Origin of the sequence: Mesobacillus campisalis (assembly GCF_000986785.1) — a bacterium.
Lineage (GTDB): Bacteria > Bacillota > Bacilli > Bacillales > Cytobacillaceae > Mesobacillus_B > Mesobacillus_B campisalis.
Genome location: NZ_LAYY01000042.1, coordinates 1 through 15,399, shown reverse-complemented (window position 1 = coordinate 15,399; position 15,399 = coordinate 1). Strand labels below are relative to the sequence as shown.

The window sequence follows — 15,399 nt, the reverse complement described above, 5'->3', positions numbered from 1 at the left end:
TGAACTATACCCCGAATAATGGACGCTTTGAAAAAGCCCGTTATTCGGGTTTTTTGTGTCTATAATGACCTAGCCCGTTTATAATCAAATCAGGGATATAGACGGAGGAACGAAATGAGTAAAATAATATTCAATGAACATCAAATGAAACTGTTGGAGAACAATGAGAATGTTGACCATGTTTCTGAAAGGTCAATTGCTTATACACCAGCGTTCAAAATTAAGGCCGTTAAAGAAAACCTTGAAGGGAAAGCTCCCTCTCAAATATTTATAGAAAACGGTTTTGAAATCGAAATAATCGGGGCGGAAAAACCTAGATCCTGCCTGAAGAGGTGGAGGAAAACTTTTAAACAATTTGGGGAAGAAGGGTTCCTTACAGAACGAAGAGGAAAAGGAAGTACTGGGAGGCCTACCTCAGAGGAGGTCTCAGTTGAAGACAATCTAAGGAAAGCTGAAGCTCGTATTAAGTATTTGGAGGCTGAACTTGAATTCCTAAAAAAGTTAGACGAACTCGAAAGGCAGGCATCAAAGAAGAGAAAGTAACGAAATCAGAGAAATTCACGCTTATCGAACAAATCATTCGTAAATATCGGATTCCACGGATGGTTACCTACTTATGTAAGATGGCTGGTGTAAGTAGAAGTGGTTATTACACCTGGATTAAGGCTGACCACAAGAGGGCTGAGAGGCTAGAAAATGATTGGAAGGATTATGAGTTAATCAAGGAAATCTTTGATTATAAGAAAGGGAGAGCCGGAACCCTTGTAATTAAGATGATTCTAGAGAACGATAAAAATGTAATAATGAATCATAAGAAGATCCGCCGGATTATGAGGAAATTCAACCTCGTAACGAAAATCAGGCAGATGAATCCCTATAGGAAAATGGCAAAGGCCAATCAGGAACACAAGGCTCTTCCAAACATACTCAATAGAGAGTTCGGACAGGATGTACCCGGCAAAGTATACCTTACAGACATCACCTATGTTTACTACGGATCCGGGCGTCCGGCTTACCTTTCATGTGTCAAAGACGTATCCACAAGGGAAATCGTCGCTTATCACCTGTCCACCAATCTTAAGATGGACATTGTTTATCATACACTGAAGAAACTAGGTCAATCTTTTAAGGGAATGGTCCATCCTGGTGCCATCCTCCATTCCGATCAGGGATTTCATTACACGCACCCTGAATTTCAGAAAAGGGTTAAGAAAATGAAGCTTATCCAGTCTATGTCCCGTAAGGGAAATTGTTGGGATAATGCTCCAATGGAATCCTTCTTTGGGCATTTTAAGGATGAAGTTGACTATGCGGAGTGTCAAACATTCAATGAGCTTAAAAGAATCATTGGAGGTTATATTGAGGAATACAATAACGAGCGTTATCAATGGACTCTAAATAAGATGACCCCGGCACAGTACCGGAGTCATCTGTTAGCTGCATAAAATTCTTACAGGTGCTTTTTTAAACCGTCCACTTTATAGGGCATAGTTCAAATCCGGAAGAAGGTTTTTTTTTATAAAAGATAGGTTAAAATTGAACTATAAAGAGATTGGGCCCTGCACAGCTTCAGGACTATATACATAATAATAGGTGAATCACGCGGAGGTGATGGAATGGGCAAGCAGAATGTGGATGACTACTTGCAGCAGGGAATCCATGGGCCAAAGGAAATCAAGCCCGCAGAGCGGCGCCGCTTTTTGGGAACGCTTCGCGAGAGGGTCGTGGTAGCCCTGACCCAGGGTGAAGTAATGGGAAAAAAGGTTCAGCCTGAACTTGGAATGATTTTCATGGAGAACAGCGAGGCTCATCTTTATTTGAATGGAAATATCCCGTACTCCGCCTTGTCCAAATATATTAAGGCAGCCGAGGACCAGGGAATCGCCTATACGATTGTGACCAACAAAGAGTATAATTCCGAGTATGGCCTCGTCCTGGCATACGACCATGCCATCGACAAGGAAGAGATTACGCTTGTGAAAAGGAAAAAGCCTGTTGTGCAAATGAAGGCTGATACAGAAGGAAAAGGATTGCTTTCAAAAGTGAAAACACTGTTCGGTAAAAAATAATGGCATGAAGCTGTATCGGAACTAATCCGGTGCAGCCCTTGTTTTTTTATGGAGGATTCAGGCAATCAGCACGCAGGCCATATAAAAGGGCGCCAAGAGCGGGTTTCGTATTGCTTTACCGTAGAAAAGTCTGCTATTATCAAAGATAATTGCCCATTGTGCGAATTTTTAAGGAGGTGGCTGAATATGTCAAGAATTTCAATAGATCAGGTTAAACATGTTGCCCATTTGGCCAGGCTGGCGGTAACGGAGGAAGAAGCGGATAAATTAACAGAGCAGCTTGATAAGATCATTACGTTTGCGGAGCTGTTGAATGAGGTGGATACAGAAGGTGTCGAGCCGATTTCGCATGTCCTGGATATTAAAAATGTAATGCGCGAGGATGTCGCCAAGCCGGGGCTTTCCAACGAAGAGGTACTGAAAAATGCGCCGGACCACCAGGATGGCCAGATTAAAGTGCCAGCGATTATTGAATAAGGAGGGGAAACAATGAGTTTATTTGAACATAAGGTATCCGAGCTGCACCAGCTATTACATAAGAAAGAAATTAGTGTATCTGACCTTGCAGATCAATCCTTTAAACGCATAAATGAAGTGGAAGGAAAGGTTCAGGCCTTTTTGACACTTGATGAGGAAAGGGCACGGGCCAAAGCAAAAGCGCTTGATGATAAGCTTGCGCTAGGGGAAGGAAAAGGCCTGCTCTTTGGCATGCCGATTGGCATCAAGGACAACATTGTCACAAAGAACCTGAGAACCACTTGCGCCAGCAAGATTCTTGAAAACTTTGACCCTATTTATGATGCGACCGTAATGGGAAAACTGCATGAGGCAGAGACCGTTACGATTGGAAAATTGAACATGGACGAGTTTGCGATGGGCTCTTCCAATGAAAACTCCCATTACCAGGTAACCCGCAATCCTTGGAACCTGGACACTGTTCCGGGCGGATCTTCCGGGGGTTCTGCTGCATCGGTTGCGGCAGGCGAAGTTCTTTTCTCGCTTGGTTCGGACACAGGTGGTTCGATTCGCCAGCCGGCCTCCTATTGCGGCGTCGTCGGCATGAAGCCGACGTATGGTCTTGTATCGCGCTACGGCCTGGTAGCTTTTGCTTCCTCGCTTGATCAAATCGGCCCTATCACACGCACTGTCGAGGACAATGCTTATTTGCTGCAGGCAATTGCCGGCCATGATTCAATGGATTCTACTTCAGCCAATGTCGACATTCCTGACTATGTAAGTAAGTTGTCGGGCGATGTAAAGGGATTGAAAATCGCTGTGCCGAAGGAATACCTTGGTGAAGGCGTCAGCCAGGAGGTTAGGCAATCGGTATTGGAGGCACTGAAAGTCCTGGGGAAGCTGGGAGCTGAATGGGAGGAAGTTTCACTTCCGCATTCCAAATATGCCCTTGCAACCTACTATTTGCTATCATCTTCCGAAGCGTCCGCCAACCTGGCGCGCTTTGATGGAGTCCGCTACGGCTATCGCACCCAGGATGCCCAGAACCTGATTGATATGTATAAAAAGACCCGTGCAGAAGGATTTGGGGAAGAAGTAAAGCGCCGGATCATGCTGGGGACCTTTGCCTTAAGTTCAGGCTATTATGATGCTTACTACAAAAAGGCCCAAAAAGTCCGCCATTTGATCAAGAAGGACTTTGATGAAATCTTTAAAGACTATGATGTAGTCATTGGACCGACTGCCCCGACTCCGGCCTTTAGGGTGGGCGAGAAAATCGATGATCCACTTACAATGTATGCGAACGATATTTTAACAATTCCGGTCAATCTAGCAGGAGTTCCGGGAATCTCGGTTCCATGCGGCTTTGCCGGCGGACTGCCGCTGGGCTTGCAAATCATTGGGAACCATTATGACGAAAGCACTGTCTACCGTGTTGCCCATGCGTTCGAGCAGGCGACTGACTACCATAAACAAAAACCACAATTGTAAGGGGTGAGGAACATGAAGTATGAAACGGTGATTGGACTTGAGGTCCATGTTGAGCTGAAAACAGATTCAAAAATATTCTCAAGCAGTCCGAACCACTTTGGCGCAGAGCCAAATACAAATACAACGGTCATTGACCTGGCATATCCTGGCGTTTTGCCAGTCGTAAATAAAAAAGCGATTGATTATGCGATGAAAGCTTGTATCGCCCTGAATTGCGAAATAGCAACAGAAACAAAGTTCGACCGCAAAAACTACTTTTACCCGGACAATCCGAAAGCCTTCCAGATTTCCCAGTTTGACAAGCCGATAGGTGAAAATGGCTGGGTGGAGATCGAAGTCAACGGAGAAAAGAAAAAGATCGGCATTACGCGCATTCATATGGAGGAAGATGCCGGAAAGCTGACACATGGCAGCGGCTACTCCCTCGTGGACTACAATCGCCAGGGCACACCCCTGGTAGAGATTGTTTCCGAGCCGGATATCCGCACTCCAGAGGAAGCGTATGCCTTTCTTGAGAAACTGAAATCCATCATTCAGTATACGGGCGTTTCCGACTGCAAGATGGAAGAAGGGTCACTGCGATGCGATGCCAATATCTCCATCCGTCCGGTTGGACAGAAGGAATTCGGCACCAAGACGGAATTGAAGAACTTGAACTCCTTCAATTTTGTACGCAAAGGCCTTGAGTACGAAGAAAAGCGCCAGGCGGAAGTCCTTGATGCCGGGGGTGTCATCCAGCAGGAGACACGCCGCTTTGACGAGGCGACCAATACGACTTTGCTGATGCGCGTCAAGGAGGGGTCCGAGGATTACCGCTATTTCCCTGAGCCGGACCTTCCCGATTTTTACATTGATGAAGAATGGAAAGCAAGGATCGCTGCGGAAATTCCTGAGCTGCCGGATGCCCGCAAGAAGCGGTATATCGAGGATTGGGGGCTGCCATCCTATGACGCCAATGTGCTGACTGTAACCAAGGAAATGGCTGATTTCTTTGAATCGGTCGTTGCAGCAGGAGCTGATGCCAAGCAGGCCTCCAATTGGCTGATGGGCGATGTTTCCGGATACCTGAATGCGGAGGGCAAGGAGCTCCACGAAGTTCCTTTGACAGCTGAAGGTCTGGCCGGAATGATCAAGCTGATTGAAAATGGCACGATCTCCTCCAAGATTGCCAAGACTGTCTTCAAGGAATTGATTGAAAAAGGCGGCGATGCTGAAGCAATCGTCAAAGAAAAAGGACTTGTCCAGATTTCCGACGAAGGCGCCCTTCTGAAAATCATTTCTGAAATCATCGATGCCAATCCGCAATCTGTTGCCGATTTCAAAGGCGGCAAAGATAAGGCAAAAGGCTTCCTTGTCGGCCAAATCATGAAGGCAACGAAAGGCCAGGCAAACCCGCCATTGGTCAACAAGCTTTTGGTGCAAGAGTTAAATAAAAGATAGAATTATGACAGCTGGCTGAGAAATTGGCCAGCTTTGTTTAATTTTTCATTGAGGTCGAAAATCGACAGCATATTTCCCGGGAAAAAGAATTTTTTCCTGTTACTTCGACAAAATGCTGCGAAATAGGGTATAAGAGGAAAGTTGTACAAGACACCAAATTGCCATATAATGGAGTTTGAGGCGCATTTACTGGCCTAGAAATTGCCTGCCACAACTCTTTTAGGCTATGATGTTAAAGACTATAAGGACGAAAATTTAGTTCATAGGATGATGGGAATGAAAAGAGCACGAATTATTTATAATCCAACTTCAGGACGGGAAATTTTTAAAAGAAGTCTTGCTTCAGTCCTGGCGAAGCTGGAGGCAGCCGGGTATGAAACTTCATGCCATGCAACAAGCGGGGAAGGTGATGCCACGAATGCAGCAAGGGTCGCTGTTGAGCGGCGTTATGACCTTGTGATTGCTGCCGGTGGGGACGGTACCATCAATGAAGTGATCAACGGCATCGCCGAGCAGGAATACCGCCCGAAAATCGGCATAATCCCCACCGGAACCACCAATGACTTTGCGCGGGCAATCCATGTTCCGCGTGATATTGATGCCGCTGTTGATATCATTGTCCGTGGGGAGACCATCCCTGTCGATGTCGGCAGAATCAATGATAAATATTTCATCAACATTGCCGGGGGCGGCCGCCTGACTGAATTGACTTACGAAGTGCCAAGCAAGCTAAAGACGGTGATTGGCCAGCTCGCCTATTATCTGAAAGGCATCGAAATGCTGCCATCAATCCGGGCGACGGAGGTAAGCATTGAGTATGATGGAAAGCTTTACGAAGGCGAGGCCATGCTGTTCCTTGTTGGTCTTACCAATTCGGTAGGGGGCTTTGAAAGGCTGGCGCCAAATGCGTCGATCAACGACGGAATGTTCTCATTGTTGATTCTAAAAAAGACCAATCTGGCGGATTTTATCCGGATTGCCACGCTGGCACTCAGAGGGGAACATATACATGATCCCAATGTCATTTATACAAAGGCGAACCGGATTAAGGTCCGGTCCAAGGAAACCGTCCAGCTGAATTTGGATGGGGAATACGGAGGCAACCTGCCAGCGGAGTTTGAGAACCTGTATCGCCATATTGAAGTGCTGGTCCCGCTCGATGAAATCCGTCCGGAAGACCGCCCGGATTTGCTTGATCTAAATGCTGACGACCGTAACCAGACTGCGCCTTAAAGGATGCGGTCTTTTTTCGTGGCTGGACGGTTCAAAAATTTGCGCTTGTGCCGGGATTCTAAGAAAATAGAGGGTAATACTAATTAAAACCTTGAGGTTGGAGGGCTTTGCATGGGAAAGGCATTGATTAATATCGATTATACATATGATTTTGTCGCTGATGATGGAGCACTCACCTGTGGAGAGCCAGGTCAGCAAATCGAAGGGAGAATCGTATCCCTCACCAAGGAGTTTATTGAAAACGGAGATTTGGTCGTGTTTGCAATTGATGTCCATGACGAAGGAGACGAATTCCATCCGGAAACCAAGCTATACCCTCCCCATAATATCAGAGGGACAAAAGGCCGTGATTTGTTTGGTAGCCTAAAAGTGGTATACGAAAACAACAAAGATATTGAACATGTCCTGTACCTGGACAAAACGCGCTATTCAGCTTTTGCCGGCACAGATCTCGAAATCAAACTGAGGGAGCGCGGCGTCACTGAGCTTCATCTTGTAGGCGTCTGTACCGATATTTGTGTTCTCCATACAGCGGTGGATGCCTATAACCGCGGATTTAAGATAGTGATTCACAGGGAAGCGGTAGCTTCTTTTAACCAGAATGGCCATGAATGGGCACTAGGGCATTTTGAAGGTGCGATGGGGGCCGTGGTAAAATAACTGCAGCAGAGAAACAGTTGTAATATGGGGGTAATGACAATGGCAACAAGATTCAGTGACGATAGTTTTATGCTCCACACCGATCTGTATCAGATCAATATGATGGAAACATATTGGCGTGATGGATTCCACAATCGGAAGGCTGTATTTGAGCTTTTCTTCCGGAAGCTGCCTTTCGGAAATGGATATGCCGTCTTTGCAGGGCTTGAGCGGATTGTGGAGGTTATCAAACAGTTCCGGTTCACAGAGGATGATATAGAATATTTGCGAACACAATGCGGCTATCAGGAAGATTTTCTTGATTATCTTTCGAACCTTAGGTTCACTGGAAGCATCCGTTCCATGCGGGAAGGGGAAATTGTATTTGCTGGCGAGCCGCTCGTCCGGGTGGATGCTCCGCTTGGAGAGGCGCAGCTGATTGAGACCGTTCTTCTGAATATCGTCAATTTCCAGACGCTGATCGCCACCAAGGCGTCACGGATCAAGCATGTGCTCGGCGACGAAGTGGCGATGGAATTTGGTTCCCGGCGGGCCCAGGAACTGGACGCAGCCTTATGGGGCGCCCGCGCTGCCTATATTGCCGGCTTTGAAGCGACCAGCAATGTCAGGGCAGGAAAGCTTTTCGGCATCCCGGTAGCAGGGACGCATGCGCATTCGATGGTCCAGGCTTACCGCAATGAGTATGAATCTTTTTATAAGTATGCCAGCACGCACAAGGACTGCGTGTTCTTGGTCGATACATATGATACGCTGAAATCCGGGGTTCCGAATGCGATTCGGGTTGCCCGCGAATTCGGCGATAAAATCAACTTCTCCGGCATCCGCCTGGACAGCGGCGACCTGGCCTACCTGTCAAAGGAGGCCAGGAGACTGCTGGACGAGGCAGGGTTCACCGAGACCAAAATCGTTGCTTCCAGCGACCTTGACGAATATACAATCATGAACCTTAAGGCCCAGGGAGCAAAAATTGATACATGGGGAATCGGAACGAAGCTGATCACCGCTTTTGACCAGCCGGCATTGGGAGCGGTCTATAAGCTCGTTTCCATTGAAGGGGACAGCGGCCAGATGGAGGATACCATCAAAATTTCCTCCAACCCTGAAAAAGTCACCACTCCAGGCCTGAAAAAGGTATACCGGATCATCAATTCAAGCAATGGCAAATCAGAAGGTGATTACATCGCGCTTGAAGAAGAAAACCCGCAGAATGAAGAGCGGCTGAAAATGTTCCATCCTGTCCATACTTATATCAGCAAGTTTGTCACGAATTTCGAAGCGAAAGACCTGCAAAAAGATGTATTTGTGGGCGGCCAGTGCGTCTATGAACTGCCTGATATCGAAGAAATCAGAGCCTACTCGGAAGAATCCCTGAATTTGCTGTGGGATGAATACCAGCGCTCTCTCAACCCTGAAGAATATCCAGTCGACCTCAGCCAGAAGTGCTGGGATAACAAAATGCGCAATATTGAAGAAGTCAGGAAGACGGTGGATGCGCTAAAAGGGTAGCGAACTGCAAAGCCAGTGTGAAAGGGTCACACTGGCTTTGTTTTTATGTGGAGCAGCGGCAGTCCAAACTATGATAAAATAAGGCAAAACCCCTCTCTACTTTATTCTTCGCAATTTCCCCGCGATATTTTATTTCAGAAAGGAGCCCGTCATTTTGATAGAAAAAGCCCGTGAACTTCTGCAAACCTACTTTGGCTACCCTGAATTTCGGAAAGGCCAGGAGCAGGCCATCTCGTCTGTGCTTGATCGCCGCAATACAGTCTGCATCATGCCGACCGGCGGCGGTAAGTCGATTGTTTATCAAATTCCCGCCCTAATGCTGCCCGGAACCACACTAGTGATCTCTCCGCTCATTTCCCTGATGAAGGACCAGGTTGATGCCTTGCATCAGCTGGGTATTCCAGCTGCCTATATCAATAGCTCGCTTAGTGCTCGGGAAGCTGGGGAAATAATGGACAACGCCATGAATGGCCGATACAAGCTTTTATATGTCGCCCCTGAACGCCTCGAATCATATGAGTTCCAGGAAACCTTAAGGCATATAGAAATCCCGCTGGTAGCTGTTGATGAAGCGCACTGTGTTTCGCAATGGGGGCATGACTTCCGTCCAAGCTATCTGCAGATTGCCCGCATGGTGGACAACCTCCCGGGAAACCCGGTGGTGCTCGCGCTGACTGCAACCGCCACACCGAAGGTAAAGGAAGACATTTGCTACTCCCTGCATATTGACCAGAATAACTCTGTCCTTACCGGTTTTGAACGGACCAACCTCTCTTTTTCGGTTATAAAAGGGCAGGACCGCAGCAGGTTCATTAAAAATTATCTTAAAGAGAACCGTAATGAAGCCGGCATTATCTATGCGGCTACAAGGAAATCAGTCGATCAGCTTTATGAATGGCTGAAGAAGGAACAATTCAATGCCGCGCGCTACCATGCAGGCATGAATGATGCAGACCGCGCGAAGGAGCAGGAACGGTTCCTGATGGATGAGGCGGACGTCATGGTCGCCACTTCCGCATTTGGAATGGGAATCGATAAATCCAATATCCGGTATGTTCTTCATTTTCAAATGCCAAAGAATATGGAAAGCTACTACCAGGAAGCGGGCCGTGCCGGCCGTGACGGGCTTCCTAGTGAATGTGTGCTGCTGTACTCTCCGCAGGATGTCCAGATCCAGCGTTTCCTGATCGATCAGTCTGCCGACCAGGGAAGAATGAGCCAGGAACTCGAAAAGCTGCAGCAAATGGTCGGTTACTGCCACACGGAAAATTGCCTTCAGGCCCATATCATTGAGTACTTTGGCGAGAAAGAGGCCGAGCCATGCGGGCGCTGCGGAAATTGCACAGATACCCGCTCAAGTGTGGAAGTGACGAAGGAAGCGCAGATGGTGTTAAGCTGCATCATCCGCATGGGCCAGAAATACGGCAAGGCCATGACCGCAAGTGTCCTGACCGGCTCAAAAAACAAAAAAGTCCTCGACTTTGGATTCAATAAGCTGACGACGTATGGCATCATGGAAGACCACAGCGCCAAACAGGTTACCGAGCTGATCGATTTCCTGATTTCCGAGAATCTGATCGGCGTTGAGCACGGCACGTACCCGACCATTTACGTAACATCTTCCGGGAAGGAAGTGCTTACCGGCCAGCAGCCTGTGTTCCGGAAAGAAGCTGTCCAGGTTACCCAGGTGTCCAATGATGACCCGCTGTTTGAGGAGCTCCGCCAGCTAAGAAAAACTATTGCCGAAAAAGAGCATGTACCGCCATTCGTGATTTTTTCGGACTCGTCTCTAAAGGACATGTGCGCACGGCTGCCTCACGATGAGGAAGAATTTTTGCAGGTGAGCGGTGTTGGCCAGAACAAGCTTGAGAAATATGGAGCAGCCTTTATAGAAGCCATTAAGGCTTTTTGTGTCCAGCATCCAGACAGGGAACCGGCCGCTGCTGCACTGGTCCCGCCAGCAAAGCCGGCCAAAAAGAGCGCCAGCGAGTCGATGCACGAAACGTATGCGCTGCACCAGGAAGGGTTGTCGGTTGCCGAGATTGCCGTTAAACGCGAGCTGGCGGCCAGCACGATTGAAAATCACCTGATGCAGAGCATTCAGTCCGGGAAAACTGTCGATTACAGCCTGCTCGTTCCGGAAAAGTATGTGCCGCTCATTGAAAATGCAGTCGCTGAGGCGGGCCGTGACCGGCTTAAGCCAATCAAGGAGCTGCTGCCGGATGAAGTCAGCTATTTTATGATTAAAGTGCACCTGACCAATTTGCGCAAGCAGGAAAAGTCCTTGGCGGAAAACTCGTAGCTCGCCAGCGTTTCGCAATACGCTGCCTGTTATGATAAAATCGTGCTTAATGAATTCTTTGCAAAGGAAGATACAATGAGCCAAACATATCCAGTTCAAAAGAATGAATATATAGATGTAATCTTTGAGGATTTGACGCATGACGGGGCAGGAGTTGCCAAGGTCGACGGCTATCCTGTGTTTGTCCCGGGAGGCCTCCCGGGTGAAAAAGCCAATATTAAAGTGATCAAGGCGACCAAGGGGTATGGGATCGGGCGGCTGGTTGAGCTGCTGGAGCGAAGCCATTTCCGTGTTGAGGTTTCCCAGGAGGAAGCCCACAAGTATGGCGGCTGCCAGCTTCAGCATATCGGCTATGAAGGCCAGCTCATGTACAAGGAAAACCAGGTGCGCCAGGTGCTCGCCCGTATCGGCAAGCTTGATGATGTTAAAGTCCATCCCGTCCTTGGCATGGAACATCCTTGGCAATACCGGAACAAGGCGCAGGTTCCTGTTGGGGAAAAGGATGGAAAGCTGGTTGCCGGGTTCTTTAAACCGCGCAGCCATGAGATTGTTGACAGCAATGAAAGCTTGATCCAGCTTCCAGATGTGAATGAGGCCATCCAGACGGTGAAGCAAATCTGCATTGAGCTGGGTATCAAGCCGTACAATGAGGAAACCCATAAAGGTGATTTGCGCCATATCATGGCCCGCTATGGCAAGCAAACGGGCGAGCTGATGGTGGTGCTGATCACAAGAACGTCAGACCTTCCCCAGAAAAATAAGCTGGTGGAAGCGATTGTGGACCGGCTGCCAAAGGTGAAATCAATCGTTCATAATATCAATTCCAGGCGCACCAATGTCATCATGGGCGACAAGACAAAGGTACTATGGGGAAGGGAAGTCATCTACGACTATATCGGCAGCGTGAAGTTTGCCATTTCAGCGTTAAGCTTTTACCAGGTAAATCCGGATCAGACAAAGGTTCTCTACGACAAAGCATTGGAATATGCCGGACTGAATGGCGGCGAAACAGTCATTGATGCGTATTGCGGCATCGGCACCATCTCACTGTTCCTGGCACAGAAGGCGAAAAAAGTATACGGCGTTGAAATCGTTCCGGAAGCAATTGAAGATGCGAGGCGGAATGCGGAGCTGAATGAAATAGCCAATGCCGAATTCGCCGTTGGCAAAGCGGAAGATGTAATTCCGAAGTGGTATAGTGAAGGCATCACCGCTGATGTACTAATGGTTGACCCGCCGCGCAAAGGCTGTGATGAAGCGCTTCTCAAGACGATTATCGAAATGAAACCAAAGAAAGTCGTCTACGTCAGCTGCAACCCTGCCACCCTTGCACGGGATCTCAGGATTCTAGAAGACGGCGGCTATAAGACCCTCGAGGTCCAGCCGGTGGACATGTTCCCGCAGACGACGCACTGTGAAGCTGTTGCGAAGATTGTAATTGCGTAAATACTAGAGCCTTATCCCTTGGAGGATAAGGCTCCTTTAGCATTACAGAACTGTAACAGTGTCTCTCTTATGATTGGATGAATTTATTAAGCAGAAACCACAAATGGTTTCTGTTTATTTTTTTGAACTTCGGATTTTATACCATGATATGCTTTCTAAGTAAATACTTAACTTTTTGAAACTTTTCTTGATTATACATTCCACTAATTAGTAAAGGGGGATTAAAAAAAGATGGAAATTGAAGGGCAAAAGCTTATAAAAAAAGCAATCAAAGGAAATAAAAGCGCCTTTGAGAAGCTGATTCAGCAACATTATGAAAGAATCTATCGGACTGCCTATCTCTATGTACATAACGAAGAAGATGCGCTGGATGTTGTCCAGGAAACAGCCTATCAGGCTTTTACATCTATTCATTCGTTGAAAAACCCGGAGTATTTTATGACCTGGCTCACGAAGATTATCATACGGTGTTCAGCCCAATTGTTAAAAAGAAAAAGCAACGTAGTTCCGTTAAGTGATGAAATAATGTCCAACCTGCCAGAACGGGCATATCCAAATATGGATGACTCCTTACAGCTATTAAGCGCAATTCAGCAGCTAAGAGAAACTTACCGTACAGCCATTTTTCTCTTTTACTATTACGATTACTCGATTAAAACAATCAGCAATATCATGGAAGTACCAGAGAGCACCGTTAAAACATATTTAAGCAGGGGCAAAGCGGAGTTAAAAAAGTCCTATAAAAATGAGGAGGACAAATGCCATGGATAACAAGGAAATCAAAAGTGCAATTGATCAAATAGCAGTACCAAAAGAGAAAGTATTTGATGCAATTAATAAAGGTCTAAATAAAACCGAACATGGCGGAAGGGCCAGAAGGAAGAAAGTTCTTGCTGTAACTGTAACTGCAACTGCAGCTGCTCTTCTTGGAATTACCTTTGCCTCTGGTTTTGTTAGTCCTGCAATGAATAAAGTATTGGCTAATACTCCTATACTTGGGGGGGTTTTTCAAGAATTTAATGACCGAACAGGTGTAGAATTAGCTAACGAGGATGCAGTTACAGAGTTAAACCAATCACTTACAAGAAATGGGGTAACTGTAAAACTGACCAGTGCTTACTTTGATGGCAATGTGGTATCAATTACAGGATTTGTAGATGAAAATGTTGTTAAGGGAGGTAACGAAAAAGGGGAAGTAAGCTTTGATGTAAACTTTGAACATTATAGAGGGGACAATGACCCGTGGCTGCGGGGAAAATCAAATAACATTAAGAAAGTTGAAACTGGGTATATCTTTCAATGGAAAATGGCATATCCCTATAAATCATTTAAGGAAAATTCAACGCTCCCTATTACTATTCATAATATCAACGGGATAAAAGGCGAATGGAATTTTGATATTCCAATTCAACAGGAAAAAAACAGTACACTTGCTATTAACACGGAGCAAGCATATCCGGAAGACGAGGTGAAAATCAATATTAAAGAGATACTTACTGCAAAAGCATCCTCCTCGCTTATCTATGAGACAGTAGAGAAATACAAGAGTGATGATATTTATATAAAAAAGGCTGTTGATAATAAAGGAAATGTGTATACGTTTGAAAACCCAACATATCTCGAGGAATCGAAACAAGATGATGGATATCATAGTACCGTTCGGACAGAGATGACAAAGCTTAAGTCAGATATTACTTCACTTACCTTTTATCCTCACTTATCTGCAGCAGACCCAAAAGTTCAACAGCTTTTGGGTAGTAAATCTTTCACCTTGAAAAGTACACGGTTCGATTTAGGCCTGCAGGTAAATGATGTTACTCAAACAAGCGGGAAATTGGTAATAGATTATCAAATTACAGGGCTTCCGAAGAATTTGAGTGAAGATAAACTTGAAACAATCAATCATAACTTGGAATACCTTTTCTGGTTGGTTGATAAGGATTATATAAAGAAGATCGACCCGGAAAATCCATGGACACCTAAAAACCATGGTATTCCATTTAATAAAGTAAAAATGATTGATAAGGCAACAGCACACTTCCAATCTACTTTTGACTTAAACGGAGAAGAAAGGATAGAGAATTTTAAGCTGGAAAATACAATGTTGCTTTTTGATTTTTCAAGCTTTATCCCATCTAAGGAATTAAAACCAATTACTGTTCAACTTCCAATGGAAAATGACTAAACCCGCCAGTATCCCATGCATTGTCAGATACACTTAACACAGTGGTTTTAAAAGAAGAAGCAGGCTCCAGATTAATCTGTACCCTTTGTAAAGGACATTTTAAAAAAAGCTACGCTACTTTAAGAAGATGATCTCTGTATTCAACAGGGGTCATCTTTTTCATATTCCATTGATATCTGTAGTGATTGTAGTAGTGGATTGCAGCTTTCACTTCTTGTTTAAGCTCTTCTAAGGTTTCACATGATTTTATATCAGCCAGGTCCTTAAAATGACCAAAGAATGATTCCTGTGGGGCGTTGTCCCAACAGTTCCCCCTCCTGGACATGGATTGTCCCAACCTGATTTTTTTCACCAGCTTTTGATAAACAGGGCTAGTATAGTGACCTCCCTGGTCAGAGTGTATATAAGCTCCTTTAGCCAGTTTAATCTTCCTCGTTCTTTTTAACTTCTTAAGTGTATCCGTAGCGATATCAAGAGTAACTCGATCGGAGACCTGATGAGCCAATACTTCATTGGTGGAAGCGTCAATAATGGTTGATAAATAAGCCCTTTTTCCTTTTCCAAAATATAGGTAGGTGATATCCGTAAGGAGGACTTTGTAGGGGATTCCC

The 15,399-nt window shown here is 46.0% G+C and carries 13 protein-coding genes; 12 read left to right on the top strand and 1 reads right to left on the bottom strand.

What is annotated here, in order from left to right; genetic code table 11:
* Positions 1-114 precede the first annotated feature (114 nt).
* The 12 genes from WQ57_RS26345 (at position 115) to WQ57_RS21205 (ending at position 14,788) form a co-directional block, all read left to right on the top strand.
* A protein-coding gene (locus WQ57_RS26345) for an IS3 family transposase (RefSeq protein WP_156183196.1) occupies positions 115-1,445 on the top strand; the annotation gives its coding sequence in 2 pieces (ribosomal slippage) (positions 115-502 and positions 502-1,445; 1,332 coding nt in all).
* A 171-nt stretch (positions 1,446-1,616) separates the two neighbouring features.
* Positions 1,617-2,069 carry a YueI family protein gene (locus WQ57_RS21255; RefSeq protein WP_046525752.1) on the top strand — a complete coding sequence of 151 codons (453 nt, stop codon included), beginning with the start codon at positions 1,617-1,619 and terminating at the stop codon, positions 2,067-2,069.
* A gap of 186 nt (positions 2,070-2,255) precedes the next feature.
* Entirely contained in the window at positions 2,256-2,546 is a 291-nt protein-coding gene (gene gatC / locus WQ57_RS21250) for an Asp-tRNA(Asn)/Glu-tRNA(Gln) amidotransferase subunit GatC (RefSeq protein ID WP_046525751.1), read from the top strand.
* Between the two features lie 12 nt (positions 2,547-2,558).
* Positions 2,559-4,016 carry an Asp-tRNA(Asn)/Glu-tRNA(Gln) amidotransferase subunit GatA gene (gene gatA, locus WQ57_RS21245; protein WP_046525750.1) on the top strand — a complete coding sequence of 486 codons (1,458 nt, stop codon included), beginning with the start codon at positions 2,559-2,561 and terminating at the stop codon, positions 4,014-4,016.
* Between the two features lie 12 nt (positions 4,017-4,028).
* Positions 4,029-5,456 carry an Asp-tRNA(Asn)/Glu-tRNA(Gln) amidotransferase subunit GatB gene (gatB, locus tag WQ57_RS21240; RefSeq protein WP_046525749.1) on the top strand — a complete coding sequence of 476 codons (1,428 nt, stop codon included), beginning with the start codon at positions 4,029-4,031 and terminating at the stop codon, positions 5,454-5,456.
* A 276-nt stretch (positions 5,457-5,732) separates the two neighbouring features.
* Entirely contained in the window at positions 5,733-6,689 is a 957-nt protein-coding gene (locus WQ57_RS21235; RefSeq protein ID WP_046525748.1) for a diacylglycerol kinase, read from the top strand.
* A gap of 111 nt (positions 6,690-6,800) precedes the next feature.
* Entirely contained in the window at positions 6,801-7,349 is a 549-nt protein-coding gene (locus WQ57_RS21230) for a cysteine hydrolase family protein (protein WP_046525747.1), read from the top strand.
* A 39-nt stretch (positions 7,350-7,388) separates the two neighbouring features.
* On the top strand, positions 7,389-8,855 hold the full coding sequence (locus tag WQ57_RS21225; RefSeq protein WP_046525746.1) for a nicotinate phosphoribosyltransferase: 1,467 nt from the start codon (positions 7,389-7,391) through the stop codon (positions 8,853-8,855).
* 154 nt (positions 8,856-9,009) lie between these two features.
* A complete protein-coding gene (gene recQ, locus WQ57_RS21220) occupies positions 9,010-11,157 on the top strand; it encodes a DNA helicase RecQ (protein WP_046525745.1) in 2,148 nt (715 codons plus the stop codon).
* Positions 11,158-11,232: 75 nt separating this feature from the next.
* Positions 11,233-12,603, top strand: coding sequence for a 23S rRNA (uracil(1939)-C(5))-methyltransferase RlmD (rlmD, locus tag WQ57_RS21215; protein ID WP_046525744.1), 1,371 nt, complete (start codon positions 11,233-11,235; stop codon positions 12,601-12,603).
* 231 nt (positions 12,604-12,834) lie between these two features.
* Entirely contained in the window at positions 12,835-13,374 is a 540-nt protein-coding gene (locus tag WQ57_RS21210; RefSeq protein WP_052948847.1) for a sigma-70 family RNA polymerase sigma factor, read from the top strand.
* On the top strand, positions 13,367-14,788 hold the full coding sequence (locus WQ57_RS21205; protein ID WP_046525743.1) for a DUF4179 domain-containing protein: 1,422 nt from the start codon (positions 13,367-13,369) through the stop codon (positions 14,786-14,788). The genes WQ57_RS21210 and WQ57_RS21205 overlap by 8 nt, the downstream gene beginning before the upstream one ends.
* Before the next feature lie 109 nt (positions 14,789-14,897).
* Here WQ57_RS21205 and WQ57_RS21200 read toward each other — a convergent pair.
* Positions 14,898-15,399, bottom strand: a 502-nt coding sequence (locus WQ57_RS21200; protein ID WP_046525742.1) for an IS3 family transposase, incomplete at its 5' end; no start/stop codon positions are given.

Excerpts from the sequence above, each read along its gene's own strand:
- gatC (WP_046525751.1), top strand. The coding sequence starts at position 2,256 with ATGTCAAGAATTTCAATAGATCAGGTTAAACATGTTGCCCATTTGGCC.
- WQ57_RS21225 (WP_046525746.1), top strand. The coding sequence starts at position 7,389 with ATGGCAACAAGATTCAGTGACGATAGTTTTATGCTCCACACCGATCTG.
- gatB (WP_046525749.1), top strand. The coding sequence starts at position 4,029 with ATGAAGTATGAAACGGTGATTGGACTTGAGGTCCATGTTGAGCTGAAA.
- WQ57_RS21235 (WP_046525748.1), top strand. The coding sequence starts at position 5,733 with ATGAAAAGAGCACGAATTATTTATAATCCAACTTCAGGACGGGAAATT.
- WQ57_RS21255 (WP_046525752.1), top strand. The coding sequence starts at position 1,617 with ATGGGCAAGCAGAATGTGGATGACTACTTGCAGCAGGGAATCCATGGG.
- WQ57_RS21205 (WP_046525743.1), top strand. The coding sequence starts at position 13,367 with ATGGATAACAAGGAAATCAAAAGTGCAATTGATCAAATAGCAGTACCA.
- gatA (WP_046525750.1), top strand. The coding sequence starts at position 2,559 with ATGAGTTTATTTGAACATAAGGTATCCGAGCTGCACCAGCTATTACAT.
- rlmD (WP_046525744.1), top strand. The coding sequence starts at position 11,233 with ATGAGCCAAACATATCCAGTTCAAAAGAATGAATATATAGATGTAATC.
- WQ57_RS21230 (WP_046525747.1), top strand. The coding sequence starts at position 6,801 with ATGGGAAAGGCATTGATTAATATCGATTATACATATGATTTTGTCGCT.
- WQ57_RS21210 (WP_052948847.1), top strand. The coding sequence starts at position 12,835 with ATGGAAATTGAAGGGCAAAAGCTTATAAAAAAAGCAATCAAAGGAAAT.